Annotated in this window: 17 protein-coding genes; 6 read left to right on the forward strand and 11 right to left on the reverse strand. The window is 74.3% G+C overall.

The genetic code is table 11. The annotated features are described in order from the left end of the window. Positions 1-69 precede the first annotated feature (69 nt). Genes FHR78_RS05920 through FHR78_RS05930 form a run of 3 tightly spaced genes read right to left on the reverse strand, consistent with a single transcriptional unit; the run spans position 70 to position 3222 of the window. The gene (locus FHR78_RS05920; protein WP_166759744.1) at positions 70-981 is read right to left on the reverse strand and encodes a carbohydrate ABC transporter permease; all 912 of its coding nucleotides are present in this window, start codon (positions 979-981) and stop codon (positions 70-72) included. Continuing rightward, positions 981-1916 (reverse strand): ABC transporter permease subunit, encoded by a 936-nt coding sequence (locus FHR78_RS05925; RefSeq protein ID WP_166759504.1) that lies wholly within the window; start codon positions 1914-1916, stop codon positions 981-983. The genes FHR78_RS05920 and FHR78_RS05925 overlap by 1 nt, the downstream gene beginning before the upstream one ends. Continuing rightward, entirely contained in the window at positions 1909-3222 is a 1314-nt protein-coding gene (locus FHR78_RS05930) for an ABC transporter substrate-binding protein (protein ID WP_166759505.1), read from the reverse strand. The genes FHR78_RS05925 and FHR78_RS05930 overlap by 8 nt, the downstream gene beginning before the upstream one ends. Before the next feature lie 153 nt (positions 3223-3375). Between FHR78_RS05930 and FHR78_RS05935 the strand changes: the two genes are divergently transcribed. From FHR78_RS05935 to FHR78_RS05945, 3 genes are read left to right on the forward strand one after another with little or no spacing between them, the layout of a single operon-like run. Next, positions 3376-4398, forward strand: a complete 1023-nt coding sequence (locus tag FHR78_RS05935; RefSeq protein ID WP_166759506.1) for a LacI family DNA-binding transcriptional regulator — start codon at positions 3376-3378, stop codon at positions 4396-4398. A gap of 35 nt (positions 4399-4433) precedes the next feature. Continuing rightward, positions 4434-6308 (forward strand): glycoside hydrolase family 2 protein, encoded by a 1875-nt coding sequence (locus tag FHR78_RS05940; protein WP_347878069.1) that lies wholly within the window; start codon positions 4434-4436, stop codon positions 6306-6308. A gap of 39 nt (positions 6309-6347) precedes the next feature. Next, positions 6348-7817 (forward strand): hypothetical protein, encoded by a 1470-nt coding sequence (locus FHR78_RS05945; protein WP_166759507.1) that lies wholly within the window; start codon positions 6348-6350, stop codon positions 7815-7817. A gap of 39 nt (positions 7818-7856) precedes the next feature. Here the strand turns inward: FHR78_RS05945 and FHR78_RS05950 are convergent, their stop codons facing one another. From FHR78_RS05950 to FHR78_RS05965, 4 genes are all read right to left on the reverse strand, one after another. Beyond that, complete coding sequence (locus FHR78_RS05950) at positions 7857-10217, reverse strand: glycoside hydrolase family 3 N-terminal domain-containing protein (RefSeq protein WP_243862228.1); 2361 nt, start codon at positions 10215-10217, stop codon at positions 7857-7859. 122 nt (positions 10218-10339) lie between these two features. Beyond that, positions 10340-11275 carry a carbohydrate ABC transporter permease gene (locus FHR78_RS05955; protein ID WP_166759508.1) on the reverse strand — a complete coding sequence of 312 codons (936 nt, stop codon included), beginning with the start codon at positions 11273-11275 and terminating at the stop codon, positions 10340-10342. After that, complete coding sequence (locus tag FHR78_RS05960; RefSeq protein ID WP_166759509.1) at positions 11272-12294, reverse strand: carbohydrate ABC transporter permease; 1023 nt, start codon at positions 12292-12294, stop codon at positions 11272-11274. Before FHR78_RS05960 ends, FHR78_RS05955 begins: the two co-directional genes overlap by 4 nt. A 10-nt stretch (positions 12295-12304) precedes the next feature. After that, positions 12305-13594: an ABC transporter substrate-binding protein gene (locus FHR78_RS05965; protein ID WP_166759510.1), complete on the reverse strand. Its 1290-nt coding sequence runs from the start codon at positions 13592-13594 to the stop codon at positions 12305-12307. 146 nt (positions 13595-13740) lie between these two features. Between FHR78_RS05965 and FHR78_RS05970 the strand changes: the two genes are divergently transcribed. Further along, positions 13741-14760, forward strand: a complete 1020-nt coding sequence (locus FHR78_RS05970) for a substrate-binding domain-containing protein (RefSeq protein ID WP_166759511.1) — start codon at positions 13741-13743, stop codon at positions 14758-14760. Positions 14761-15239: 479 nt separating this feature from the next. Here the strand turns inward: FHR78_RS05970 and FHR78_RS05975 are convergent, their stop codons facing one another. Beyond that, a complete protein-coding gene (locus tag FHR78_RS05975) occupies positions 15240-15509 on the reverse strand; it encodes a GlsB/YeaQ/YmgE family stress response membrane protein (RefSeq protein ID WP_166759512.1) in 270 nt (89 codons plus the stop codon). A 187-nt stretch (positions 15510-15696) separates the two neighbouring features. Between FHR78_RS05975 and FHR78_RS05980 the strand changes: the two genes are divergently transcribed. Together FHR78_RS05980 and FHR78_RS05985 are read left to right on the forward strand one after the other, a co-directional pair. Then, positions 15697-16443 (forward strand): phosphatase PAP2 family protein, encoded by a 747-nt coding sequence (locus tag FHR78_RS05980; RefSeq protein WP_166759513.1) that lies wholly within the window; start codon positions 15697-15699, stop codon positions 16441-16443. A gap of 341 nt (positions 16444-16784) precedes the next feature. Continuing rightward, positions 16785-17198 carry a hypothetical protein gene (locus FHR78_RS05985; protein ID WP_166759514.1) on the forward strand — a complete coding sequence of 138 codons (414 nt, stop codon included), beginning with the start codon at positions 16785-16787 and terminating at the stop codon, positions 17196-17198. A gap of 16 nt (positions 17199-17214) precedes the next feature. On the opposite strand, the gene FHR78_RS05990 is transcribed toward FHR78_RS05985, so the two are convergent. From FHR78_RS05990 to FHR78_RS06000, 3 genes are all read right to left on the reverse strand, one after another. Then, complete coding sequence (locus tag FHR78_RS05990; protein ID WP_166759515.1) at positions 17215-18366, reverse strand: AI-2E family transporter; 1152 nt, start codon at positions 18364-18366, stop codon at positions 17215-17217. 16 nt (positions 18367-18382) lie between these two features. Then, positions 18383-19042: a hypothetical protein gene (locus FHR78_RS05995; RefSeq protein WP_166759516.1), complete on the reverse strand. Its 660-nt coding sequence runs from the start codon at positions 19040-19042 to the stop codon at positions 18383-18385. Positions 19043-19315: 273 nt separating this feature from the next. After that, on the reverse strand, positions 19316-26170 hold the full coding sequence (locus FHR78_RS06000; protein WP_166759517.1) for an IPT/TIG domain-containing protein: 6855 nt from the start codon (positions 26168-26170) through the stop codon (positions 19316-19318). Positions 26171-26179: the final 9 nt, after the last annotated feature.

A 26179-nucleotide genomic window follows, 5' to 3' on the forward strand; every position in this document is an offset into this window, starting at 1 on the left:
TCCGTCGACCGGGGCGGACCTGCCCGACGACGGGCAGGCACGCTCCCCCGGGCCCGTGGGCCCGGGTCGTCAGCCCTTCACGCCCGAGGCCGCGACGCTGTCGACGATCTGACGCTGGGCGAGGGTGAAGAGCACCAGCACGGGCACCGAGGCGATGACCGCCCCCGCCATCACGATGCCGAAGTGGGTCGAGTAGGCGCCCGACAGCACGGAGAGCCCGGGCTGCAGGGTGAGGTTCTCGGGGCTGAGCAGCACGTAGACCGGCCAGAGGAAGTCGTTCCAGTTCGACAGGAAGCTCAGCACGGCGAGGGTCGCGAGGGCAGGGCGGGACAACGGGATGACGATCTGCGCGAAGATGCGGAGGTCGCCGGCGCCGTCGAGACGGGCCGCCTCCTCGATCTCGGTCGGGAGCCCGACGAAGAACTGCCGGAGGAAGAAGATGCCGAACGCGCCGGCCGAGCCGGGCACGGTGATCGCCCAGATGGTGTCGAGCCAGCCCAGGTTCTGCACGATGAGGTAGTTCGGGATGAGGAAGATGACCGGCGGCACGAGCAGGGTCGCGACGATCATGCCGAAGACGACCTTCTTGCCGCGGAACTCGAGCCGCGCCAGCGCGTAGGCGCCGAGCGAGGCCGTGACGAGGATGATCACGGTCTGCAGGGCACCGGCGGCGAGGCTGTTGAGGAACCAGCGGAAGATGGGCTGCTGCCCGCTCGACAGGGTCTGGTAGGCCTCGACGGTGAACGGGTCGGGGATCGGCGACGCCGGCCGGCTGATGGCATCGAAGTCGGTCTTGAACGAGGTCAGCACGATCCAGAGCAGGGGCAGCACGATGGCCAGCGTCATGATCGACAGCACCACGTAGAGGGCCGCCGTCGGCAGGCGGCGGTGCCACGGCCGGCGACGCGGCTCGGCCGTCGACGCCGGGACAGGGGGCTGCGGGGCGGCGGCGGGCAGGCGTTCGGGAGCGAGCTGCGTCATCACGCCTTCTCTCGTTGGATGCGGAAGTTGACGACGCTGATGACGGCCAGCACGGCGAAGAGCAGGTAGCTCATCGCCGAGGCGGCGCCCATGTTGCCCTGGGCGAGCCCCTGGTCGGCGATGTACATGATCGCAGAGCGCGTCTCGTTGCCCGGCCCGCCCTGGGTGAGCAGGAACGACTGGCCGAACATGTTGGCCGAGGCGAGGATCGTCGTCGTCGTGACGAAGACCATGACCGGCCGCAGCCCGGGCAGGGTGACCGAGGTGAACTTGCGCATCGTGCCTGCCCCGTCGAGCGAGGCCGCCTCGTAGAGGTCGGCGTTGATGCCCTTGAGGCCGGCGAGCAGGATGACCGTGTTGAGGCCCGCCGTCCACCAGATGGTCACGCCGACGAGCGAGAACCAGGCCCAGGGCACGTCTACCGTCCACGGGGTCCGGTCGGGCAGGCCGACCAGGCCGAGGAGGTGGTTGACGACCCCGGCCTGCGGGTCGAGCAGGTACTTCCAGATGACGCCGATGACGGCGACGCCGAGCACGTACGGCGCGAAGAAGACGCCGCGGAACACGGTCGTGCCCTTGAGGTTCTGGTTCAGCAGGACTGCGGCGAGGAGCGGCACGACGATGAGGAGGGGCACGCTGAGCACCGTGAAGATGCCGGTCGCGCGCATGCTCGACCAGAAGTCGGCGAAGGTGAGCGACCCGGGGGTGACGAGGTCGAGGTAGTTCTGCAGCCCGACGAACGGGTGCACGGGCACCAGGGAGTTCCACCGGTGGAGGCTGATGACGAGGCCGTAGACGGCGGGCGCGACCACGAACACGGCGAAGAGCACGAGGAACGGGGCCAGGAACGCGTAGGCGGTGAGGTCGCGACGGGGCGCGCCCGGCCGCGCGGACCGTGAGGTCCGCGCGGCCGGGGTGAGGAGCGTGTCAGCCACCGTAGGTCTGCGCGTTCTGCTCCAGGATCTTGTCGACCTTCGTCGCCGCGTCGTCGAGGGCGTCCTGCGGCGACTTCTTGCCGAGCACGGCCTCGCCGACCGCGGTGGTGATCTCGGCCGACGCGGCGCTGATGCCGGGCGAGACCGTCTCGTAGTGGGCGTAGGGCAGCTGCTCGAGGAACGGCGCCAGGTTCGGGTACTCCTCGACCAGCGCCGGGTCGTCGCGCACCTCGTTGGCCGCGGGCAGCTCGCCGGTCTCGGCCCAGCCGGCCGAGTTGTCGTTCATCCACTTGACGAACGTCGCGGCGGCCGAGGTCTCGTCGGCGCTCTGCCCCTTGTTGCTCGGGAAGATCCAGTCGGTCGAGCTCGACCACACGGCCTTCTCGGTGCCGATCTGGGGCACGGGGGCGACCGAGAAGTCGACGTCCTGCAGCGCCTCGTTCGTGGTCTGCCAGACGCCGTTCCAGTTGTAGGCGTTCTCGCCCTTGACGAGGGCGTTGAAGTTGCCGTCCTGCGGCACGTTCTCGGGGCTGTAGCCCTTCTCGATCTGGTCGACCATGTGGGTCAGCGCCTTCACGCCCGCCTCGCTGTTGAAGGTCGCCTTCGTGACGTCGTCGTCGTAGAGGTCGCCGCCGAACTGCCAGAGGAGGCTCTGGAACTCGAAGGTGCCCGTGAACACGTAGCCGTCGACCCACTCGCCCTGGACCCCGGCCGCCTTGAGGGCCGCGAGGCTCGCCTCGTACGACTCGGCGTCGGTGGGGATCGTCGTGTCGACGCCGGCCGCCTTCAGCACGTCGTTGTTGACGTAGAGCCCCAGCGGGGTGACGCTCCACGGGATGCCGTACTGGGTGCCCTGGTACTGGTTGCCCTCGAAGAGCCCCTCGGGGAAGTCGTCGGCGGTGTAGCCGAGGCCGTCGACGATGTCGCCGCTGTCGAGCAGCAGCCCCTGGGCGGCGTACGTGGCGACGTCGTCGCCGTGCGCGACGGCGACGTCCGGCCCCTTGCCCGCCTTGATGGCAAGCGGCATCTTCGCGGCGATGTCGGCCCACTCCATCGGGACGCTCTTGACGACGATGTTGTCGTGCTCGCTGTTGAACTGCTCGACGAGCTCGGGGACGATCTTCGGCGCGGCGCCGCCGGTCCAGCCGTTCCAGAAGTCGATGGTCACCTTCGGGCCCGTGTAGTCGGCGCCCGAGACGCTGCCGGAGGAGTCGGACGCGCCGCCGGCGCTGCAGCCGGCGAGCGAGGCGCCGAGGCCCACGGTCGCGGCGACGGCGACCATCCGGGTGACGAGGGATCTGTTCATGGGGTGCTCTCCTTTGAGTACGACCACGCCGCCGTGCCGGAGCACGCTGTCGGCGACGGTGCCGTTGTTGGGTGATCGTATTTGTACAGCGCTGGAAACACGGCGTCAACCCCGTGCCCTAAGGTCGGGGACACCGATGCGAGGAGGTGAGCCATGGCGAGGGCCAGACTGCAGGACGTGGCCGAGGTCGCGGGCGTCTCGATGAAGACGGTGTCGAACGTCGTGCGCGGCTACGTGCACGTCTCGGCGAGCACGCGGGCCAAGGTGCAGCGCGCCATCGACGAGCTCGAGTACCGGCCGAACTCGACGGGCCGCAGCCTCGCGACGGGTCGCACCGGGCTGCTCGCCCTGGCGTTCAGCGACATCAGCATCCCCTACTACTCGGAGCTCGCCCGCTGCGTCTCCGACCTGGCGCGGCAGCGCGGGTACCGCCTGCTGCTCGAGCAGACCGACGGCACCCTCGACGCCGAGCGGGCGATCGTCTCCACGTCCGAGGCGGGCCTCGTCGACGGCGTGCTGTTCCAGCCGTCGGTGCTCGACTCGTCCGAGATCGCCCGGCACCGCGGCGACGTGCCCGTCGTGCTCCTCGGCGAGGCCAGGGCACCGCTGAGCGTGGACCACGTCATGATCGACAACGTGGCCGCCGCCCGCACGGTGACGCGCCACCTGGCGGATCTCGGCGCCCGGCGCATCGCGTTCCTCGGGCACGAGCGCACGGCGCTCAGCCCGACCTCGCGAGTGCGGCTCGAGGGCTACCAGGAGGGGCTCGAGGCCGAGGGCCTGCCGCTCGACATGGGCCTCGTCATCCCGAGCGCCGCCGTCTCGTCGGCGAGCGCCGCCGAGGCGGTGACCGCGGCCCTCGAGGCCGGCGTCCGCTTCGACGGGCTGGTCTGCCGCGACGACCTGGCGGCCATCGGCGCGCTCCGGGCCCTGGGCGACGCGGGCGTCCGCGTGCCGGACGACGTCGTGGTCACGGGCTGGGACGACGTCGCCATGGCCTCGTTCACCCAGCCGGGCCTCACGACGGTGCGGCCCGACCTCGTCGCGCTGACGACGAGGGCCCTCGACATGCTCGAGGAGCGCATCGCCGGCTTCGACGAGCTGGGCCGGCACGTGCTCGTCGACTTCGAGGTCGTCCACCGCGGCAGCGCCCCCGCGCTGCCCCTCCACGCCTGATTTACAGCGCTGGACATTTCCGGCACACTGTCCGCGTGACGACTTCACCGGGCGACGACGCCCCGACCCCGATCCGCGCCTCGCTGCAGGACGGCACCCACCCCCGGCCGCAGCTGCTCCGCCGCGACTGGACCGACCTCTCCGGCCCGTGGGGCTTCGCGGTCGACGACGACGACGTCGGCGAGCACGAGGGCTGGCACCGCCGCCCGGTCGGCCCGCGCTCCATCGAGGTGCCGTTCCCGCCCGAGTCCCCCGCGTCGGGCATCGGCGACACCGGGTTCCACCCCGTCGTCTGGTACTCGCGGTCGGTCAGCCGGGACGAGCTCGACCGGACCGGCCTCGACGAGGCCGCGCCGCGCCTCCTCGTGCACCTCGGCGCCGTCGACCACCGCGCCCGCGTCTGGCTCAACGGCGTGCTGCTCGGCGAGCACGAGGGCGGGCACACCCCGTTCACCCTCGACGCCACCGAGGCCCTCGACCCCGAGAGCGACGAGCAGCTGCTCGTCGTGCGCGCCGAGGACGACCCCTCGGACGTGACCCAGCCCCGCGGCAAGCAGGACTGGCGACTCGACCCGCACGTCATCTGGTACCACCGCACGACGGGCATCTGGCAGCCGGTCTGGCTCGAGGCGGTGCCCCGGACGTCGATCCGCTCGCTGACGTGGACCACCGACCTGCCGCACGCGACCGTGGGGCTCGACGTCGAGCTGCGCGGGCCCGTGCCCGCCGCGGGCCGCGTCGAGGTCGTCGTCTCGCACGACGGCCGCGAGCTGGCCCGGGCGGGCGTCGCCGTGTCGTCGCGGCACGTGCCCGTGCGGCTCGTGCTGCCCGACCAGCGCAACGGGCAGTCGTACGAGGAGCTGCTCTGGTCGCCCGAGTCGCCGACGCTGCTCGACGCGACGGTGACGCTGTCGCCGGCGGGCGCGCCGGACGCCGGAGGCGCGGGCGGCGCGGGAGCGGGCGCCGCGACCGACGTCGTCGCGTCGTACCTCGGCCTGCGCTCGGTCGCGGTCGCCGAGGGCGCCTTCGTGCTGAACGACCGCCCGTACCACGTGCGCAGCGTGCTCGCGCAGGGCTACTGGCCCGAGTCGCACCTGGCGGCCCCGAGCGCCGAGGCGCTGCGCGTCGAGGTCGAGCTGGTCAAGTCGCTCGGCTTCACGGCGGTGCGCGTGCACCAGAAGGTCGAGGACCCCCGGTTCCTCTGGTGGGCCGACCGCCTGGGGCTGCTGGTGTGGGGCGAGATGGCGGGCGCCTTCGAGTTCTCGCCGACCGCCGTCGCCCGCCTCGCCGCCGAGTGGACCGAGGCCGTGCGGCGCGACGTCTCGCACCCGTGCATCGTCACCTGGGTGCCGGTCAACGAGAGCTGGGGCGTGCAGCACATCGCGCACGACCCCGCGCAGCAGGCCTTCGCCCGGTCGATGGCCGACCTGACGCGGGCCCTCGACCCGTCCCGGCCGGTCGTCTCGAACGACGGCTGGGAGCACGTCGCGTCCGACATCGTCTCGGTGCACGACTACGAGGCGGACCCCGAGGTGCTCGCCGAGCGGTACGGAGCCGGGGAGGCGCGCCGCCGGCTGCTGGACGGCTTCGGCCCCGCAGGCCGCCGGGTCCTCCTGCCCGGCACGACGAGCCCCGACGCCCCCGTGATGCTCACCGAGTTCGGCGGCATCCGCTACGACACGTCGGAGGGCGGCACCGAGGGCGCCTGGGGCTACTCGAGCGCCGGCAGCCCTGAGCAGTTCGCCGAGCACCTCACCGGGGTGCTCGGGGCGGTGACGGCGAGCCCGTTCCTCGCCGGCTTCTGCTACACGCAGCTCACGGACACGCGGCAGGAGGCCAACGGCCTCCTCGACGAACGTCGCCGACCGAAGATCCCGGTCGAGGTCGTGCGGGCGGCCGTGCGCGGCTGACCCCCGGCGCGTGACGGGGGCGCTCGGTACGGTGGGGCCGTGCACCCCCTCGAGAAGACCGTCGTCGACCTCGCCCGCGCCGCGGCGGCCCGCGTGCCGTGGGACGGCCTGGACGCCGTGTTCGGCGAGGTCGCGGGCATCACGACCTGCCGCGTCTTCGTCTCGCACCCGCAGCACGGGCGCCGGCTCGTGCCCGCGCCGGCCGAGCTGCGCTCGACCTTCGTCGAGCTGCGCAACGAGACCGCCGACCCCGAGCGCGGCGCGTGGTTCGTCGCCTCCCTCCACATCAGCCGGCACCTCACCGGCGAGACGGTGCACGAGACGTTCACGTACGACCACGACGGCCGCCCGGCGTTCCTCGCCCACAGCGCCCGCGAGGGCGTGCGGCCGGTGCCGGCGCTCCCCTACGACACCGACTTCGTGCTCGACCTCGCCGACCACCCGCGGTCGCGCCGGCACACGCCGGCCTGGCTGGCGAGCGCGGTCCGCCGGCCGCAGACCCACGACGACGAGCTGCTCGAGCCGGGAGCGCGCGGCGAGGCGCGCCTCCTCGTCCGGCAGCTGGCGATGGACGTCGTCGACGCCCACCGCGGCGTGACGTGGTCGCGCGCCGACCACGAGTTCGTCGTCCTCGACCGGTGGGCCTCGGTCACGAGCAGCACCCTGCTGCAGGACGGCACGCTCTGGCAGGGCGGCCCGCTGCTGCCCGACCGGGCCGTCGACCTCGTGCGCGAGCTGCGCGAGACCACGACCGATCCGCAGCGGGGCGCGTGGCTGAGCGCCCTGTTCACGGTGCTGCCGGACGCCTCCTTCGACCTGCGCCTCAACGCCGACGTGCGGCCGTACACGAACGGGCCCGACCGCTGGCGCGCCCCCGAGCCCCCCGAGGCCGCGACGCCCGGCGACGCCGCCTGGGTCGCCGACCTCGAGACCCACCCCCGGGCGCCCGAGCACCTGCCCGCCTGGTGGGCCGCGGTCGTCGAGTCCGAGCGGCAGCGGGCCGAGCGGCACGCGTCGACCCCGTTCGCCGAGACGCGGATCGGCGCCGCCGTGGCGGCTCCCTCCCCGGGCCTGGCCCCGACGCTCGCGGACCTGGCCGACGAGCCCTCCTGGCGCGTGCTCTTCGCGTACGTCGAGCCGTGCCTGCTGCACGAGCTGCGCACGGGCTCGTGGGAGGCGCTCGACGAGCCCGACGAACGGTGGCTGTGGCCGCGCACCCTCGAGGCCCTCGTGCCCGTCGTGCTCGGCGACGTCGAGGACGCCCTGGCCCGCGACGGCCACCGGGTCGGGCTGCTCGCCGACGCCGCGGACGCCCTGGGACGGCACGGCCGCGGCCCGGCCGGCCTCGACGAGGTCCTCGCCGAGCCGGTCGACCGCGACGAGCCCGTCGGCCCCGACATGTCCGAGCCCGCGGACGAGCTCTTCTTCGCCCTCGGCGACGTGCTCGCCGAGGCGATCGGCGCCCAGGTCGACGCGAGGTTCCCCGGCGTGCGGGCCGAGCTCGGCTGAGCTCGACCGCACACCGGGCCCCCGACCCGCCTGCCGGCCTCAGCCGAGCTCGACCGCGACGCCCACCACGCGCTCGTCGTCGAGGCCGACGAGGTGCACCGGCCCGGTCAGGGCGACCTGCGCCTCCGTCTCGCGCCGGTCGCACGAGGCGCCGACCCAGAGGTCGACGGCGCCGGGCTCGACGACGCGGCGCATCCGACGGTCGCTGAACGCGAGGCGCGGGGTCGGCACGCGGAAGGCGACCCGCGCCTCCTGCCCCGGCTCGAGCGCGACCCGGGCGTAGCCGAGCAGCTGCGCCACCGGACGGGTCACCGAGGCGACGACGTCGTGGGCGTAGAGCTGCACCACGTCGGTGCCCGCCCGGGCGCCCGTGTTCCGCACCGTCACGGTCGCCGTGAACGCGCCTCCTGCGGGCACCTCGGCGGGCGCGCCGGACGCGTCGTCCGCGCCGCCTGCCCCGTCGGCGCCGCCCGTGACCGTGAGCTGCGACCGCTTGAAGGTCGTGTACGACAGGCCGTGGCCGAACGGCAGCACGGGCGTGCTGTCGGCGCTCGTGACCTCGCTGGGCCCGCCGAGCGGCGGGTGCAGGTACGAGAACGGCTGCGCCCCCGCCGAGCGCGGCAGCGAGACGGGCAGCCGGCCCGACGGCACGACGCTGCCCGAGAGCACGCCGGCGATCGCGGGCGCGCCCTCCTCCCCCGGGAAGAACGCCTGCACGACGGCCCCGGGAGCCCCGGGCCCCGAGATCGCCCAGCCGATCGCGTAGGGACGACCCGACAGCACGACCAGCACGACCGGCGTGCCGGTAGCGACGACCGCCTCCACGAGGTCGCGCTGCGCACCCGGCAGCTCCAGGCTCTCGACGTCGTTGCCCTCGCCGACGGTGCCCCGGCCGAAGAGCCCGGCGCGGTCGCCGACCACGACGACGGCGACGTCGGACGCGGTCGCCTCGCGGACGGCCTCGTCGATGCCGGACCGGTCGTCGCCCTCGACCTCGCAGCCGCGCACGACGACGAGCTCGGCGTCGGACAGCTCGGCCCGCAGCGCCTCGGCCACCGTCGGCACGGCGATGCCCGTGGGCACGCCGGGGTGGTGCGCCAGCACGTGGTTGACGAACGAGTAGCAGCCCATCAGCGCCTCGGTGCTGTCGGCGTTGGGGCCGATCAGCGCGACGCGGGCGGGCGCGGCGAGCGGCAGCGTGCCGTCGTTCGTGAGCAGCACGACCGACTCGTCGGCCAGGCGGCGCGCCACGGCGCGGTGCGCCGGGCTGTCGAGGTCGATCTCGGTCGGCGGGCCGTCCGGGGCGGCGTCGCCGTCGCGGCCGGCGTCGCGGGCAGCGTCGCGGTCACCGTCGCCGTCGCGGGCGGCCTCGCCGTCGTGGTCGCCGACGCCCTCGAGCAGGCCGAGGTCCTCCTTCTGCGTGAGCACCCGGGCGACCGCGAGGTCGACGAGCGACTCGTCGACCAGGCCGGCGCGCACGCGCTCGGCGAGCGGCGCCAGATAGGCGTCGCCGGTCGGCAGCTCGACGTCGATGCCGGCCCCGAGCGCCAGCGCGGCGGCCTCGCCGCGGTCGGCCGCGACGGCGTGCATCACCTCGAGGAACGCCACCGAGAAGTAGTCGGAGACGACGACGCCGTCGAAGCCCCACTCGCCGCGCAGCAGGTCGGTCAGGTGCTCGGGCGTCGACCCGACGGGCACGCCGTCGATCTCGGCGTACGAGTTCATCACCGAGCGCACCCCGCCGTCGCGCACCGCCATCTCGAACGGCGGCAGCAGCACGTCGGCCAGGTAGCGCGGCCCGACGTTCGCGGGCGCGTGGTTGCGGCCCGCGTCCGACAGCGAGTACCCGACGAAGTGCTTCAGCGTCGCGTGCACCCCCGCCGACTGGAGGCCGCGCACGTAGGCGGTGCCGATGGTGCCGACGACGTACGGGTCCTCGGCGATGCACTCGTCGACGCGTCCCCAGCGCGGGTCGCGGATCACGTCGAGCACCGGGGCGAGCCCCTGGTGCACGCCGAGCTCGCGCATCGAGCCGCCGATCAGGGCCGCCATCTCGTGCACGAGGTCGGGATCGAAGGAGGCGCCCCACGCGAGGGGCGTCGGGAACGTCGCGGCCTGCCACGCGGCGAGCCCCGTGAGGCACTCCTCGTGCACGATCGCCGGGATGCCGAGACGGGTCTCGGTGCGCAGGCGGCGCTGCTCCTCCCAGAGCCACGCGGCACGCTGCACCGGGTCGACCGGTCGCGTGCCGTAGACCCGCGTGAGGTGGCCGAGGCCGTGGGCCGTCGCGGCGTCGTAGTCGCCGTTGGGGGCCATGTCGCCCTGCATCGGCGCCACGGCGCCGCCGCCCTGGTCGACCCACCAGCCGACCAGCTGGGCGAGCTTCTCGTCGAGCGACATGTCGTCGAGGAGGCGGCGGACGCGGTCGCTGAGACCGACGCCGGTCCAGCGCGTGCCGGCCCCCGCCTCCTCGGGTCCGCCCTCGTCGCCGTGGCGACCGTCCGTGTGCTGCATCTCGATGGTCATCCCTTCACCGCCCCGGTCAGGCCGCCGACGATGCGGCGCTCGAACAGGCTGAAGAAGATCAGCGCGGGCAGCATCGACAGCGCCGTGAAGGCGAGCACCCTGGCCGTGTCGACCGAGTACTGCGACGAGAACGCCTGCACGCCGAGCGGCAGGGTGAACGTCGACGGGTCGTTGAGGATGAACAGCGGCAGCAGGTACGAGTTCCAGGCGCCGATGAAGGCGAGGATGCCGACCGTGATCACGCCGGGCAGCGACAGGCGCACCACCATGCGGAAGAAGAAGCCGAGGCGGCTGCAGCCGTCGATGAACGCGGCCTCCTCGATCTCGTCGGGGATGGCCCGCAGGAACGGCACGAGGATGATGATCGTCGTCGGCAGCGCGAACGCGATCTGCGGCAGGATCACCCCCGCGAGCGAGTTCGTCAGGCCGAGGTCGCGGATCACGAGGTAGAGCGGCGTGATCGCGACGGTCATCGGGAACATCAGCCCGGCGGCGAACAGGGCGTAGAGCACGCCGCGGCCCGCGAAGCGGTAGCGCGCCAGCACGTAGCTCGCGGCGAGGCCGAGGGCGACCGTGCCGATGGTGGTGACCCCGGCCGAGATCAGCGAGTTGCCGACCTGCCGCCAGAAGGTGCCGCCGGTGAGCACGTCGAGGTAGTTGCCGACCTGCCAGGGGCTGGGGAACCCGGAGGGGTCGGTCGTGATCTGCGCGTTGGTGCGGAAGCCGCCGAGCACGATGAACGCGACGGGCGCGAGCATCGCCACGATGACGACCACCGCGACCACGTACGCGACGCCGCGTCCGGGGTCGGCGATGCCGCGCCTCCTGCGGGTCGGTCGACCGGCGGTCGACCGGGGCGGACGCGACTGCGCGCCTCCGCCGTCGGGGCCCGCCGCGCCGCGGGGGCGAGCGGGCAGGGTGCTCGCGGTCATTTCTCGTCTCCTGAGGTGGTGAGGGCCCCGGCCGTGTCGCGACGCAGCACGAAGCGCTGGTAGACGAGGGCGACGACGAGCGAGATGAGGAACAGCACGACGGCGACGGCGTTGCCGTACCCGTAGCTGCCCGAGGTGCGGCCGTTCGCGACCATGTAGGTCGCCATGGTCGAGGTGCCGGCGGTCGCGGCGATGTACTGGCCCCAGATGATGTAGACGAGGTCGAACAGCTGCAGCGAGCCGATGATCGACAGGAACGCCCAGATGCGCAGGGTCGGGCCGAGCAGCGGCAGCGTGATGCGGCGCTGGATCTGCCACCAGGTGGCGCCGTCGATGGCCGCCGCCTCGCTGAGCTCCTCGGGCACGCCCTGGAGGCCGGCGAGGAACAGGATGACGGCGAAGCCGACGTACTTCCAGGTGATGATGACGAGCAGGGTCCAGATGGCGATGCTCGGATCGGCGAGCCAGTCCTGCGCGAGCGAGCCGAGCCCGATCTTGGTCAGCAGGTCGTTCACGGCGCCGCTGCCCTGGAGCATGAGGCTCCAGCCGGTGCCGACGACGACCTCGCTGATGACGTAGGGCACGAAGATCAGCACGCGGATCAGCGACTGGCCGCGCAGCTTGCGGTTGAGCAGCAGCGCCAGGCCGATGGCGACCGGCCCCTGCAGCACGAGCGAGAGCACGACGATGGTCGCGTTGTGCCGCAGCGCGTCGAGGAACGTCGTGTCCTGGAAGATCGTGAGGTAGTTGCGGAACCCGACGAAGTCGGTCGGGGCCCCGAAGCCGGACCAGCTGAAGAAGCCGTAGTAGGCGGCCATCACGATCGGGAAGACCACGAAGGCCAGGAAGACCACGAGGGCCGGCCCGACCAGCAGCGCGATCTCGAGGGCGCGCGCCCCACGGCCCTTCCGGGACACGGCCCGGGAGGCCGCCGGGGGCGACGCGAGTGCGTCGCCCCCGGCGGTGGCGTGGGGCCGCGACGGTGCGGCGGGCCGCACGGACGGTTCGCGGACGCTCACGGTCGGGCTCCTAGGCCTTCTTCGCGGCGGCGTCGACGGCGTCGACGAACTGCTCGGGAGTGCCGTCGCCCGAGAGCAGGTCGACCACGGCGACGTTCATCGCGTTGCCGACGTTGAGGCCGTAGACGGTGTCGAGCCACTGCGAGACGAAGGGAGCGTCGTTGTAGGCGCTGATGACGTCCTGCAGGTAGGGCTCGGTGACGGACTCCTGGGCGACCGTGTTGACCGGGGGCGCGTTGAAGGCCTTGTAGTAGGCCGTCTGCACGTCGGGGGTCGCGAGGTAGTTCAGGAAGTCGACGCACGAGTCGGGCGCGTCGGTCGAGCACGAGTACCCGTCGACGCCGCCCATGATGGCGCCGGGCTCACCGTCGCCGCCGTCGATCTCGGGGAACGGGAACCAGCCCAGGTCGGGCAGCGGCTTCGCGTCGGGGGTGAGCGAGGCGATGACGCCCGGGTCCCACGCGCCCATCAGCTCCATGCCGGCCTGCTTGTTGGCGATGAGGCCGGCCGAGCTGCCGGCGCCCTGCTGGGCGGCGGTGGTGAGGAAGCCCTCGTTGAAGGGCTCGGTGTCGCGGAAGTCGGCGAGGTCCTGCGCGGCGTCGACCCAGCAGGGGTCGCTGAAGTCGCGGTCGGCGGCGGCCTTCTCCAGGGTGTCGCTGCTGCAGTTGCGCAGGGCGAAGAAGAAGTACCAGTGGGCGGCGGGCCAGGCGTCCTTGCCGCCGAGGGCGACGGGCTGCGTGCCCGAGTCCTTGAGCGCGGTGACGGCGTCGTCGAGCTCGTCCATCGTCGTCGGGGGCGTCGTGATGCCCGCCGCCGAGAAGACGTCCTGGCTGTACCAGAACCCGCCGGGCAGCACGGCCACCGGCATCGAGTAGACCTTGCCGTCGATCGAGCCGGCGCCGAAGGTGCCCTCGCTGATGTCGGCGCGGGCGTCGTCCGAGATGCCGTCGGTGATGTCCTTGACCTGGCCGGCCTTGACCATGGCGTCGAGCTTGCCGCCGCCGCGCTGCAGGAACACGTCGGGGGCGTCGCCCGAGTTGAGGGCCGTCTGCAGCTTGCTGTCGAAGTCCTCGTTCTGCACGGTCTGGACGTCGATCTTCACGTCCGGGTTGGCCTCGGTGAAGTCGGCCGCGGCCTTGACCCAGAAGTCCTGGCCGGGGCCGGTGGTCGAGTTCTGCCACAGGGTGAGGGTGCCGTCGTCGGAACCCCCGGATCCGCCTGCGCTGCAGCCGGTCAGGAGTCCTGCTCCCATGAGCAGGGCTGCGGACCCTGCCAGGAGTCGTCGGGTCGTCGTCGTCATCGTTGCCACCTGTTCCTCGTCGTTGAGCGGCCGTGGTCGGCCTGTGACGCAGCGCTCCGATGTGCTGCGTCGGACAAGTGTCAGAAAGTCGAGGAGGAGTGTCAAACGTTTTCGAAAAGCTTTTCGACGGGTCTAGGCTCGCGCTCGTGAACGCCCGCCCCACGATCCACGACGTCGCCGCCGCCGCCGGCGTGTCGATGGCGACGGTGTCGAAGGCGGTCAACGGCCGCTACGGCGTCTCGCCCGAGACCGTCGCCCGGGTCATGGCCGTCGTCGACGCGCTCGGCTACGAGTCGAGCCTGGTCGCGAGCAGCATGCGCGCCCGGCGCACAGGCGTCATCGGCGTGCTCGTCGCCGACTTCGAGCCGTTCAGCTCGGAGGTGCTCAAGGGCGTCGGCACCGCCGTGCGGCAGCTCGGCGCCGAGTACGACCTGCTCGCCTACAGCGGCGCGCACCACGGCGGCGCCGACGGCTGGGAGCGCCGCTCGCTCAGCCGCCTCAGCGGCACCCTCATCGACGGGGCGATCCTCGTCACGCCCTCGGTGCTCACCACGCCGGCGAGCGTGCCGGTGGTCGCCGTCGACCCGCACAAGGGGCGCGCCGACCTGCCCAGCGTCGAGGCCGACAGCCGAGGAGGCGCGGTGCAGGCGGTCGAGCACCTCGTCTCCCTGGGGCACCGGCGCATCGGGTTCCTCGCGGGTCGGCCCGACCTGCGCTCCGCGTCGCTGCGCGAGGCCGGCTACGCCCTCGCGCTCCGCTCGGCCGGCATCACGCGCGATCCGTCGCTGACCCGCGACGGCGACTTCGAGATGGGCGCGGCGCGCCGCGCCGCCCGGGCCCTGCTCGAGGGGGCCGCGGCCGACCGGCCGACCGCTGTGTTCGCCGCCAACGACCTCTCGGCGATCGCCGTGCTGCGCACGGCCCACGAGCTCGGGCTGCGGGTGCCCGACGACCTCAGCGTCGTCGGCTTCGACGACATCCCCGAGGCGTCGCGCGAACAGCCCGCGCTCACGACGGTGCGGCAGCCGATGCACCGGCTCGGCACCGTCGCCACGACGATGCTCTTCACGCTGCTCGAGGGCGGCGCGATCGCCCAGCCCGAGGTGCAGCTGCCGACCAAGCTCGTCGTGCGCGGGACGACGGGGCCGGTGCCCGCCGGCCGGTGAGGGGTGCGCCGCCGGACGGCCGGGTGCGGGTCGGGCCGTGTGCTCTCGTCGTTCAGGAAGCCGCGAGGCCCGGGTTCCTGATCGCTGCACGATTCAGGACGCCCGCGTCCTGAACTGTGCGACTCAGGACGCACGTTCCTGAACGAGGGAGCGCAGGAGGTGCGGGTCGGGTCGGCCGGATCAGGTGGGACCGCGTCGGACGGGAGGGGCGGGAGCGGCTGGCGGGCACTCCGTCGGGGACGATGCCCGCGCCTCCTCGGGGACGGTGCCCGCGGCTCCTCGTGTTCGACGGCCGCACCGCTTGCTCTCGTCGTTCAGGAAGTCTCGGGCCCGAGTTCCTGATCGGTGCACGGTTCAGGATGCTCGCGTCCTGAACTGCGCGACTCAGGACGCGCGTTCCTGAACGAGGAGAGAAGGAGGGGGGACGGCGAAGGCCCCCGCCGCAGTGCGACGGGGGCCTTCGGGTGCTGCGGGTCGGGTCAGCGCTTGGCGCCGCGACGACCGGTGATGAAGCCCCAGATGAGCAGGACGACGATGGCGCCGACGATGGCGATGAGCCAGCTCTGGATGGAGAAGAAGCCCTCGTAGCCGATGCCGAACACGGCGCCGCCGATCCAGCCGCCGATGAGGGCACCGATGACGCCCAGGACGAGCGTGGCGAGCCATCCGCCGCCCTGACGGCCGGGGAGGATGAGCTTGGCGATGGCGCCGGCGATGAGGCCGAGGAGGATGAAGGCGATGAAGCTCATGGTGAGCCCTTTCTGAAGATGGTGAGGGGCCGCCGCCGGGTAAGGCGACCCGAGGTCGACCACCAGCTTGCTCCCAGTTCGGCGCTTTGTCCGGAATCAGTCAGGAACACCCCCTTGTGCCCCGTCCCGCCGAGGGCTAAAGAGGCGGTCCGGACACCCAGGCCGACGTGACGCCTACGGTGGATCGGTGCCCGCTTCCGACCACCGCACCGACCCCCGGGCCGGCACGCGCACCCGCGCGCTGGCCCGCCGCCTGGGTCCGCGCCGGGCGCTCGCCCTCGTCCTGCTGGTCGGGCTCGCGGTCGTGCTCGCCGCCTCCTCGTGGGTCTCGGGCCTCTACGTCGCCGTCACCGACGACGAGAGCGTCGCGCTGCTCGACGAGCCGACGCTGCGCCTCGCGACGCAGGTCCGCTCCCCCGGGCTCGACGACGCCGTGACAGCGTGGACGACCGCCGCCGGGGTCTGGGGGCTGCCCGCGCTCGCCCTCGTCGTGGTGGTCGTGCTCGCCCTGCGCGACCGGTCGTGGCTGCCCGTCGTCCTCGGGCTCGCGGCCGGCGGCGGCTCGGTGCTGATGACCCTCGTGGGCAAGCAGCTGGTCGGCCGCGACCGCCCCCCGCTGTCGGACGCCGTGCCGCCGTACGAGACGTCGGCGTCGTTCCCCTCCGGGCACACGCTGAACGCCACGGTCGTCGTCGGGATCGTCGCCTGGCTGCTGGTGCAGCGCCAGACGCGGCGCTGCCTGCGGGTGCTGACGGTCGCCTCCTCGGCGCTGCTCGCCCTGTCGATCGGGCTCAGCCGCGTGTACCTCGGCCACCACTGGCTCACGGACGTGCTCGCCGGCTGGCTGCTCGCCGCCGCGTGGCTGACGGTCGTGGTCGTCGCGCACCGGGCGTGGCTGCTGGGCCGGGAGGCCGCGGACGAGCCGAGCCCCTAGGAGGCCCGTGCGTCGACGCTGACGCAGGAGCCGTGCCGAGAGTCGGGTGGGTCTCTCGGCGTCCGTCGGAGTTTCGGGCCCTCGACGGTGCGCGGCCGCGAGCCGCGCCGGGTGCCTAGGGACACCCGGGCATGTGTTCGGAGCCGATCCCTCCCCCGTTTGGGTCACACGACGACGGGATCGCCCCGGCGCCGTCGGCAGGGTCACGAGGAGGCGCGTCCAGGGTCCCGAGGAGGCGCGCGCGACGAGCCCAGGAGGCGCGCGTCACCCGCCGAGGAGGCGCCCCCTGCGAGCACGCACGCCTCGCGCGGAGCATGCTGGAGCCCTACCGAGGGGGACCCGTGAAGTACATCGTCTACGGCGAGAACCGCGTGATGACCGGCGACGCGATCGCCGAGGCCGTCATCGCCTACGCCGCGGCGCTCGGCCAGAACGGCACGACCGACATCGTCGACGTGCCCACCAGCGACGAGCACGGCACGGCCACCACCGCCGAGCTGCTGCTCGGCCCCGCCAGCCAGCTCATGATCGAGAGCGCCCCCGACGACGAGCTCGAGCCCGAGGACGACGCCCTCGTGGCCGAGCTCGTGCGCCGTGCCGCCGCCGTGGGCGGGGCCCGCTTTGTCGACGCCGCCTCGGCCGACTCGGTCGACCAGGACCAGCACGAGGCGCACTCGGCCGCCCGCGGGGCGGTGCGTCCCGGCGCGCCCGAGCCGCGCACGTCGCGCGACGACGAGGGCGACCGGCCCGCCTGAGGCACCTGCCGGGCGACTAGACGCGCTGCTGCCGCGGCACGACGACGCGCTCGAACACGACCACGCCCGCGGTCGCGACCGGGATGGCGACGAGGGCCCCGAGCACGCCGCCGAGGGCTCCCCCGCCGAACGCCGCGACGATGACGAGCGCGCCCGGCACGGCCACGGCCTTCGACATGACCCGCGGCGTGAGCACGTAGGCCTCGACCTGGGCGTAGACGAGCAGCACGACGCCGACGACGATCGCCGTGACGGGCGACACCGTGAGGGTCGCGACGACGATGATCGCGTAGGCGACGACCGTCCCGACGACGGGGATCAGCGCGCCGAGGAACGCGAGGGTGGCGAAGAGCACCGGCACCGGCCCGCCCGCGATGCTGAGCACGACGAAGACGAACACCGCGTTGACCGCGGCGAGCGCCACCTGCCCGGCGACGTAGCGGCCGACCGAGAGGAAGATCTCGTCCGCGATGTCCATCACGCGCTCGCGGTGGCTCTTGGGGACGGCACGGCTCAGCGACCGGAGCATCTGGGGCAGGGTCACCGCGAAGTACAGCGTGAGGATCGCCACGATGACGACCGCCGTGATGCCGTTCGTGATGCCCTGGCCGACGGCGAGCAGGCCGCCGCCGAGGGCGAGCAGCTGGTCCGGGTCGAGCAGGTACGAGCTGATGCCCGCGACGGCGTCGTCGACGTCGATCTCGAGCCCGAGCGTCTCGACGGCCTGCTGCACCCACGGCTGCCGGGAGGCGTCCTGCAGCGCCGCGGGCGCGGTGCGGATCACGTGCCCGACCTGCTCGACGAGCGCCGGGACGACGAGGGAGAGGATGCCGGCCACCGCGCCGACGACGAGCACGACGGTGACGACGACGCCGACCCACCGGGGCGCCCCGGCACGGGCGAGGCGACGCACCACCGGCTCGAAGGCCAGGGCGAGGAAGAACGCGAGGCCGATGTAGACGATGACCGTCGAGAGGGCCATCAGGGTGACGATGATGCCGACCCCGAGCCCGCCGCCGAGCGTCGCGATCAGGCCGAAGCGGAACGCCCCCGACCGGGCCTGGGGGCGGGGCGGGACGTCGCCCGTGGGGGCCGTGACGACGCGGCCGGGACCGCCGGTGGACGTCGTCGAGCGGCGCACGCGGCGCGCCTGGTGGGAGAGGGGCATTCGTCCATCCTGGCGCTCAGGGGCGCGGGAGGGCCGACGAGGCCGCGGCACCCTCCCGGCGGAGCCCGACGACGAGCCAGGTGACCGCCGCGACGAGCAGGGTCACGACGACGAGCACCTGGACGCCGACGGACGCCCAGCCGCCGCCGATCGAGAGCACCAGCGAGAGCCCCGCGGCGGTCGAGAACAGCAGCACCCGCACCAGCGCGACGACGGCCCACGGGACGAGCGCCCGGCCCGCGACGCCCGGCAGCCCGCCGGAGCGCGCGGCGAGGACCGCCCCCACGAGGGCGGCGACGGCGCCGACCACCGAGAGCACCACGACGAGCGCCGCGACGGGACGCGACGCGAACGCCGCGCCCGTCGGCAGGGCGACGACGACGCCGACGACCAGCTGGAGCACGGCCGCCGCACGCAGGGCGATCCGCCCCGCCGACGAGCCGACGCAGATGCCGCGCCGACCGCCCACGAGCCAGAGCGCGGCCGACGACGCGAGCACGGCGACGAGGCTCAGCACGGCGGGCACGACGGCGAGGGACGTCCCCACCGACGCTGCGTACGCGACGGGGAGGCGCACCGCCGTGACCAGCGCCGCCAGGCCGAGCAGCGCCCCGGCGGCGACGAGCGCCCGGCGGTCGAGTGAGGCGTACGGCGGGCGGGTCACGGGATCGCTCATGCCCCGACGCTACCGACGGACCGTCCTGTGCGCGACCCGCCCGCCCGTGGACCCGGTCGCCCCACCCCCACCCGCGCCTCCGTCGCTCCCTCGTTCAGGAACACGGGTCCTGAGTCGCGCGGTTCAGGACTCGGATGTCCTGGATCGTGCAGCACTCAGGAGCGCGGGGCCGCGGCTTCCTGAATGATGAGAGCGCCTTGCACGGCTCGCGGAGACGAGGAGGTGCCCGTCCGGCCAGGCCGGACGGGCACCTCCTGCATTCTGCCGAGCGGGTCAGCGGCGGCGCGACCTCCTCCGCAGGGTGAGGAGCCCGCCGGCCGCCATCAGCAGCAGCGCGGCGAGCAGCACCGGGGCGGTGTCGCTGCCCGTGAAGGCGAGGGCGTCGCCGCCCGCCGTGCCGGTCCGGTAGCCGCTCGTGACCGAGCCGGCCCCGCCCGAGCCGCCGGCCCCGGCGCCGCCGGTGCCGCCGACCCCGCCCGCACCAGGCGTTCCCGCACCAGGCGTTCCCGCACCGGGCGTGCCCGCGCCGGGTCCGCCCACGGCGGGCATGTCGACGTCGAACGTCACGGGCTCGGACGCCGCCGACTGCACGCCGTCGGGGCCGGTCTGCGTCGCCGTCAGCGTGTACTCGCCCTCGGGCAGGCCGCCGAGCGGCGAGCAGGCCCAGGTGCCGTCGGCCGCGACCACCGTGGTGCAGAGGACCCGGGCGCGCAGGAACACGCGGATCGTGTACCCCGGCGTCCCCGTGCCGGTGATGACGGGGTCGTCCGTGGTGACGACCTGTCCGGGCACCGGCGACGTGATCTCGGGGACCGCGTCGGGGTCGGCGACGACGAACGGCAGCGGCGCGCTGGTGCCGCCGGGGCTCGTCACCGTGACGGTCGTCGTGCCGGCCGGTCCGGCCGGGGTGACGAACGTCAGCGTCGTGCCGTCGGGCGAGATGGTCGTCGGCGTGATCGGGCCCGAGCCGCCGACCTGGACGGTCGAGCCGGGCGTGAACCCGGTGCCCGTCACGGTCACGACGGTGCCGCCCTCGATCGAGCCCGAAGGAGGCGTCAGCCCGGTCAGCACCGGAGCGCTCGCGGGCGCGGCCACGTACGTGAACGTCACCGGGGCGCTCGTGCCCGCGCCGCTGGTCACCGTCACGGGGACGCTGCCGGGGGCGTGGGCCGGGCTCGGGAACGTCAGCGACGTCCCGTCCGCGCTGATCGCCGTGGGCGTGATCGGCGCCCCGCCGTCGACCGAGACCGTCGAGCCGGGCGCGAAGCCGGTGCCCGTGATCGTCACCGCCGTGCCGCCGCCGGCCGGTCCCTGGGCGGGAGCGATCGTCGTGGGCACGGGCGCCCCGGCGGGGGCCGCCAGGTAGGTGAAGGTCAGCGGCGCACTGGTGCCGCCGTCGGTCGTCACGGTCACGGGCACGCCGCCGGCCGCGTGGGCCGGGGTCGTGACCGTCAGCGACGTGCCGTTCGCGGCGACCGACGTCGGCGTCAGGGGGGCGCCTCCGTCGATCGACACGGTGGTCGCGCCGGGACGGAAGCCCGCGCCGCGGACCACCACGACGGTGCCGCCGCCGACCGGGCCCTCGGCGGGCGTCAGCGAGGCCAGCACGGGGGCGCCGACCGGCGGGGCCGCGTAGGTGAACGGCAGCGGCTCGGAGGTGCCCGCCCCGCTGGTCACCGTGACCTGCACGGTGCCCGCGGCGTGCGCCGGGGTCGCGAAGGTCAGCGACGTGCCGTCGGCCGAGACCGCCGTCGGCGTGATCGGGCCCGAGCCGTCGACCGAGACCGTCGAGCCGGTCGTGAACCCGGTGCCCGAGACCGTGACGGCGGTGCCGCCCCCGGCGGGGCCGGTCGTCGGCGACAGGGTCGTGAGCACGGGCGCGCCGGCCGGGGGCGCCTGGTAGGTGAACGGCACGGTGCCGCTCGTGCCGGCCGGGCTGGTCACCGACACGTCCGCCGTGCCCGCGGCGCCGGCCGGCGTCGTGAACGTCAGCGCGGTGCCGTCGGTCGCGACCGTGTCGGGCCGGATGCCCGACGCGCCGCCGACCGTGACCGTCGAGTCGCCGGTGAAGCCGGTGCCCGTGACCGTGACGGTGGTGCCGCCTCCTGCGGGTCCGGCGGTCGGCGACAGGCTCGTCACCACCGGGGCGACGGCGGGCGGCGCCTGGTAGGTGAAGGTGAGCGGCGCGCTCGTGCCCGTCGCGTTCGTCACCGTCACCGTCACCTCGCCGGCCGGGGCCGGCGGGGTCGTGACGGTGAGCTGGGTGCCGTCCTGCGAGAGGGTGCCGACGAGGCCGGTCGCGTCGCCGATCGTGATCGTCGACCCGGGCGTGAAGCCGGTGCCCGTGAGCGTCACCGGGGTGCCGCCCGCGACCGGTCCCGCGGCGGGCGCGATGCCGGTCAGCACGGGAGACCCCACGGGAGGCGCCAGGTAGGTGAACTCGAGCGGTGCGCTCGTGCCCAGCACGCCGGTCACCGTGACCGGAGCGTCGCCCGCGGCGCCGGGAGGCGTCGTGAAGGTCAGCTCGGTGCCGTCGGCCGAGAGCTCGTCGGGCTCGATGCCCGTCGTGCCGCCGACCGTGACCGTCGAGCCCGGGAAGAAGCCCGTGCCCGTGACCACGACGCGCGTGCCGCCGCCCGCGGGGCCGGACTCGGGCGTGAGCGACGTCAGCACCGGGGCGCCGAACGGGGCCGCCTCGTAGGTGAAGGTCAGCGGCGCGCTCGTGCCCCCGTCGGTGGTGACGGTGACCGGCACGTCCCCGGCCGCGTTCGGCGGGGTCGTGACCGTGATCTCGGTGCCGTCGTCCGAGACGGCGTCGGGCACGATGCCCGCCGTCGCGCCGATCGTGACCGTCGAGCCGGCCGTGAAGCCGGTGCCCGCGATCGTCAGCGTGGTGCCGCCGGCGGCCGGGCCCGAGTCGGGCGACAGCGTCGCCAGCACGGGGGCCGTGACCGGCGCCGCGAGGTAGGTGAAGGTCAGCGGCGCGCCCGTGCCGCCGGCGGTCGTGACGGTCACGGGCACGGTGCCCGCGACGTTCGGCGGGGTGGTGAACCGCAGCTGCGTGCCGTCGGCCGACACGGCGTCGGGCACGACGCCCGCCGCCGCGCCGATCGTGACCGTCGAGCCGGCCGCGAAGCCGGAGCCCGTGATCGTCACCGGGGTGCCGCCGCCGGCCGGGCCCTCGACGGGGTCGAGGCCCGAGAGGACGGGGGCGCCGGCCGGCGGCGCGGTGTAGGTGAAGGCGAGCGGGGCGCTGGTCCCCGCGGCGTCGGTCACCGTCACCGTCACCGTGCCCACGGCGCCCGGGGGCGTCGTGAAGCTCAGCTCGGTGCCGTCGTCGGACACCGCGTCGGGCTCGAGGCCCGTCGTGTCGCCGATGGTGACGGTCGAGTCGTCGGTGAAGCCGGTGCCGGTCAGGGTCACCGGGGTGCCGCCTCCCGCCGGACCCTCGTCGGGGTCGATGGCGGTCAGCACGGGCGCGCCGGCCGGGGCCGGCAGGTAGGTGAACGGCACGGCGGCGCTGGTGCCGGCGCCGTTCGTCACCGTGATGCCCGTCGTGCCCGCGGCGTTCGCGGGGGTGGTGAAGACCAGCTCGGTGCCGTCGTCGGAGATCGCGTCGGGGCGGATGCCCGTCGCGGCGCCGATCGACACCGTCGAGCCGGGCTCGAAGGCCGAGCCCGCGACCCTGACGACGGTGCCGCCGCCGACCGGGCCCTCGGCAGGCGTGGCCGAGATGAGCACGGGGGCGTCGGCCGGGGCCGGCAGGTACGTGAACGCCAGCGGCGCGCTCGTGCCGGCGAGGCTCGTCACCGTCACGGACACCGGACCGGCGGGGTTCGCCGGCGTGGTGAACGTCAGGGTCGTGCCCGCGGGGTCGATCGCGTCGGCCGCGAGGCCGGCCGTGTCGCCGATGGTCACGGTCGAGCCGGGCAGGAACCCCGTGCCGGTCAGCGTGACGACCGTGCGTCCGCCCGCCGGCCCCTCGACGGGGTCGATGGCCGTCAGCACGGGGGCACCCGCAGGAGGCGCGGTGTACGTGAACGGGAGGGGCGCGGAGGTGCCCCCCTCGGTCGTCACGGTGACGGCGACGTCGCCCGCGGCGTGCGGCGGCGTCGTGAACACCAGGCTCGTGCCGTCGGGCGCGACCTCGTCGGGGACGAGGCCGGCGACGCCGTCGATCGCGACCGTCGAGCCCGCGGTGAAGCCGGTGCCGGTGACGGTGACGGGGGTGCCGCCTCCTGCCGGTCCCTGGGCCGGGTCGAGAGCGTCCAGCACGGGCGCGGTCGGCGGGGCGGGCAGGTACTCGAAGGCGAGCGGGGCGGACGTGCCGCCCGCGGTCGTCACCGTGACCTGGACCGGTCCGGCGACGTGCGCCGGCGTCGTGAACGTCAGCGACGTGCCGTCGGCGGCGAGCGCCGTCGGCGTGATCGGCAGCGAGCCGTCGACCGAGACCGTCGAGCCCGCGACGAAGCCGGTGCCGGTGACCGTGACGGGGGTGCCGCCTCCTGCGGGCCCCTGGGCGGGGTCGATCGTCAGGAGCACGGGCGCCGTCGGCGGAGCCGGGAGGTACTCGAAGTCGAGCGGCTCGGACGTGCCGCCCGGGGTCGTCACCGTGACGGGGACCGTGCCGGCGACGTGCGCCGGGGTCGTGAACGTCAGCTCGGTGCCGTCGTCGGCGATCGCGTCGGGCGTGATGGGCAGCGAGCCGTCGACCGAGACCGTCGAGCCGTCGACGAAGCCGGTGCCGGTCACGGTGACGGGGGTGCCGCCTCCGGCCGGGCCCTGGGCCGGGTCGAGCTCGTCGAGCACCGGAGCGGTCGGCGGCGCGGGCAGGTACTCGAAGTCGAGCGGGGCGGAGGTGCCGCCGCCGTTCGTCACCGTGACCGGGGCCGTGCCGGCGACGTGCGCCGGGGTCGTGAACGTCAGCGACGTGCCGTCGGCGGCGATCGCGTCGGGCGTGATCGGCAGCGAGCCGTCGACCGAGACCGTCGAGCCCGCGGTGAAGGCGGTGCCGGTGATGGTGACGGGGGTGCCGCCTCCTGCGGGGCCCTGGGTCGGGTCGATCGTCAGCAGCACGGGCGCCGCGAGGGGAGGCGCGAGGTACGTGAACGTCTGCGGTGCGGAGGTGCCCGCGCCGTTGGCGACCGTGACCGCGACCGGGCCCGGGTCGTGCGCGGGCGTGACGAAGGTCAGCGCGGTGCCGGTGAGCGTGTCGGGCGTGATCGGGGCGGACCCGTCGACCGAGACCGTCGAGCCGGCGGTGAAGCCGGTGCCGGTGAGCGTGACGGGGGTGCCGCCTCCCGCAGGCCCCTGGACGGGGTCGATGCCGGTGAGCACGGGCGAGCCCTGCGGGGCCGGCTGGTAGGTGAAGGTCTGCGGCGCGCTCGTGCCGCCGCGGGTCGTCACCGTGACGGGGGCTCCGCCGAGGGCGTGGGCCGGCGTGGTGAAGGTCAGCGTCGTGCCGTCGCCGGCGACGGCGTCGGGCGTGATCGGGGCGGAGCCGTCGACCGAGACGGTCGCGTCGGCCAGGAACCCGGTGCCCGTCACGGTGACGGGGGTGCCGCCGCCGACGGGGCCCTGTGCGGGCGCGAGGCCCGTGATCGCGGGGACCGGGAGGTAGGTGAAGGTCTGCGGGGCACTCGTCCCGACCGGGGTCGTCACCCGCACCGCCACGGGGCCGGGCGTCGCGGACGCCGGCGTCGTGAAGGTCAGCGACGTGCCGTCGGCCGAGACGGCCGTGGGGGCGACGGGGGCGGAGCCGCCGACGGTGACCGTCGAGTCGTCCGTGAAGGCCGAGCCGGTGAGGGTCACGGACGTGCCGCCCGCGACCGGGCCCTCGACGGGCGTGATGCCGGTCACCGTGGGCGCGGCGAGCGGGCCGGCGTTCGGCCCGACCGAGGCGGTGGCCAGGTCGACGGCGGTGTCGGCCGAGAGGCCGCCGAGCAGCCCGACGCGGAGGGCGCGCTGCGTGAAGACGCCGCCCGCCGTGGTCCGGTCGTTGGCGCGCAGCGAGACGACGCCGGTCAGGGCCGTCGCGAGCGGGGTGATCACGGTCGCGCCGAGACCGGACACGGCCGTGTTCACGGGCGCCACCACCGTGGCGATGGCCGGGTTCAGCACGATCGCGAGGGTGGCGAGCGGCACGGGCACGCGGGCGCCGAACGCGTTCACGGTGACGGTGATCCCGTTGATGCTGTTCGTCAGCTGCGTCACGAGGCCCTGCAGGGCGGTCGTGATCGCGGGGAGCAGCTGCGTGGTGAGGGCCCGGGTGACGTACGGGGCCAGCTCGGTGCCCGGCGGGAGGGAGTTGATGCTCACCCCCTGCGTCGCGAGCACCGTGGGGACGTCGACCGTGATCGCGCCCGTCTGCAGGTTCGCGGTGATCGACCCGTCGGCGCTCGTCACGGTGGTGAGCGAGTTGCCGAGGGTGGTCAGGTTCGGCACGCCGGTGACCTGCGCGGTCGGGCCGACCAGGTTCGTGATCGCCGCGGGCAGGGCGTCCACCGTGGGCTGCAGGCCCGTGAGCGTCGCCCGCAGGCCGTTGACCGTCGTCGCGAGCGCCGGGCTGGTGAGGCTCAGGTCGAGGTCGGCGATCCGGTACGCGCCCGTCTGGGCGCCGTTCGGCCCGGCGGCCTGCGAGGCCGTCGCCGAGAGCGCGCCCGTCGTGACGCGGAGGTTCTGCAGCGCCTGCGTGTTCGCGAGGCGGCTGAGGTTGAGGCTGGCGTTCGCCGCGGGCACGCCGCCCTGGCCGCCGACGCCGATCGCTCCGGTGTTCGTGACGGCCCCGGAGGCGGCGGTCGAGCTGCCGTTCGCGCTCGCCTGCGCGTATTGGCCCACGGCGCCCACCGACAGCAGGCCGTTCGGGCCGAGCAGCTGGATGCCGCCGCCCAGGTCGGCGCGGGCCGCGTTCAGCACGGTCACGTCGAGGGGCGACGACTGCGTGACCGGAGTCGCCTGCCCCGTGTTGACCGCGGACGCGGGCTGCAGGGCGAGCACGAGGCCGAGGTCGAGGCCGAGCGCCGTCCCGTCGAGGAACCTCCCCTCGCCGATCGAGGCCGCCGGGGCGGCCGTGGCGGGGGCTGCGGCGAGCACGCTGCCGCCGATCCCGAGCAGTGCGGCCGTGAGCACGGCCACCCC

It is taken from the genome of Frigoribacterium faeni, from assembly GCF_011761235.1.
Classification (GTDB): Bacteria; Actinomycetota; Actinomycetes; order Actinomycetales; family Microbacteriaceae; genus Frigoribacterium; species Frigoribacterium faeni_A.

What these genes read in the sequence shown, in the direction of transcription:
- FHR78_RS05920 (WP_166759744.1), bottom strand. Translation starts at nt 981, where the DNA reads ATGACGCAGCTCGCTCCCGAACGCCTGCCCGCCGCCGCCCCGCAGCCC.
- FHR78_RS05930 (WP_166759505.1), bottom strand. Translation starts at nt 3,222, where the DNA reads ATGAACAGATCCCTCGTCACCCGGATGGTCGCCGTCGCCGCGACCGTG.
- FHR78_RS05935 (WP_166759506.1), top strand. Translation starts at nt 3,376, where the DNA reads ATGGCGAGGGCCAGACTGCAGGACGTGGCCGAGGTCGCGGGCGTCTCG.
- FHR78_RS05950 (WP_243862228.1), bottom strand. Translation starts at nt 10,217, where the DNA reads ATGTCGCTCGACGAGAAGCTCGCCCAGCTGGTCGGCTGGTGGGTCGAC.
- FHR78_RS05955 (WP_166759508.1), bottom strand. Translation starts at nt 11,275, where the DNA reads ATGACCGCGAGCACCCTGCCCGCTCGCCCCCGCGGCGCGGCGGGCCCC.
- FHR78_RS05965 (WP_166759510.1), bottom strand. Translation starts at nt 13,594, where the DNA reads ATGACGACGACGACCCGACGACTCCTGGCAGGGTCCGCAGCCCTGCTC.
- FHR78_RS05975 (WP_166759512.1), bottom strand. Translation starts at nt 15,509, where the DNA reads ATGAGCTTCATCGCCTTCATCCTCCTCGGCCTCATCGCCGGCGCCATC.
- FHR78_RS05990 (WP_166759515.1), bottom strand. Translation starts at nt 18,366, where the DNA reads ATGCCCCTCTCCCACCAGGCGCGCCGCGTGCGCCGCTCGACGACGTCC.
- FHR78_RS05995 (WP_166759516.1), bottom strand. Translation starts at nt 19,042, where the DNA reads ATGAGCGATCCCGTGACCCGCCCGCCGTACGCCTCACTCGACCGCCGG.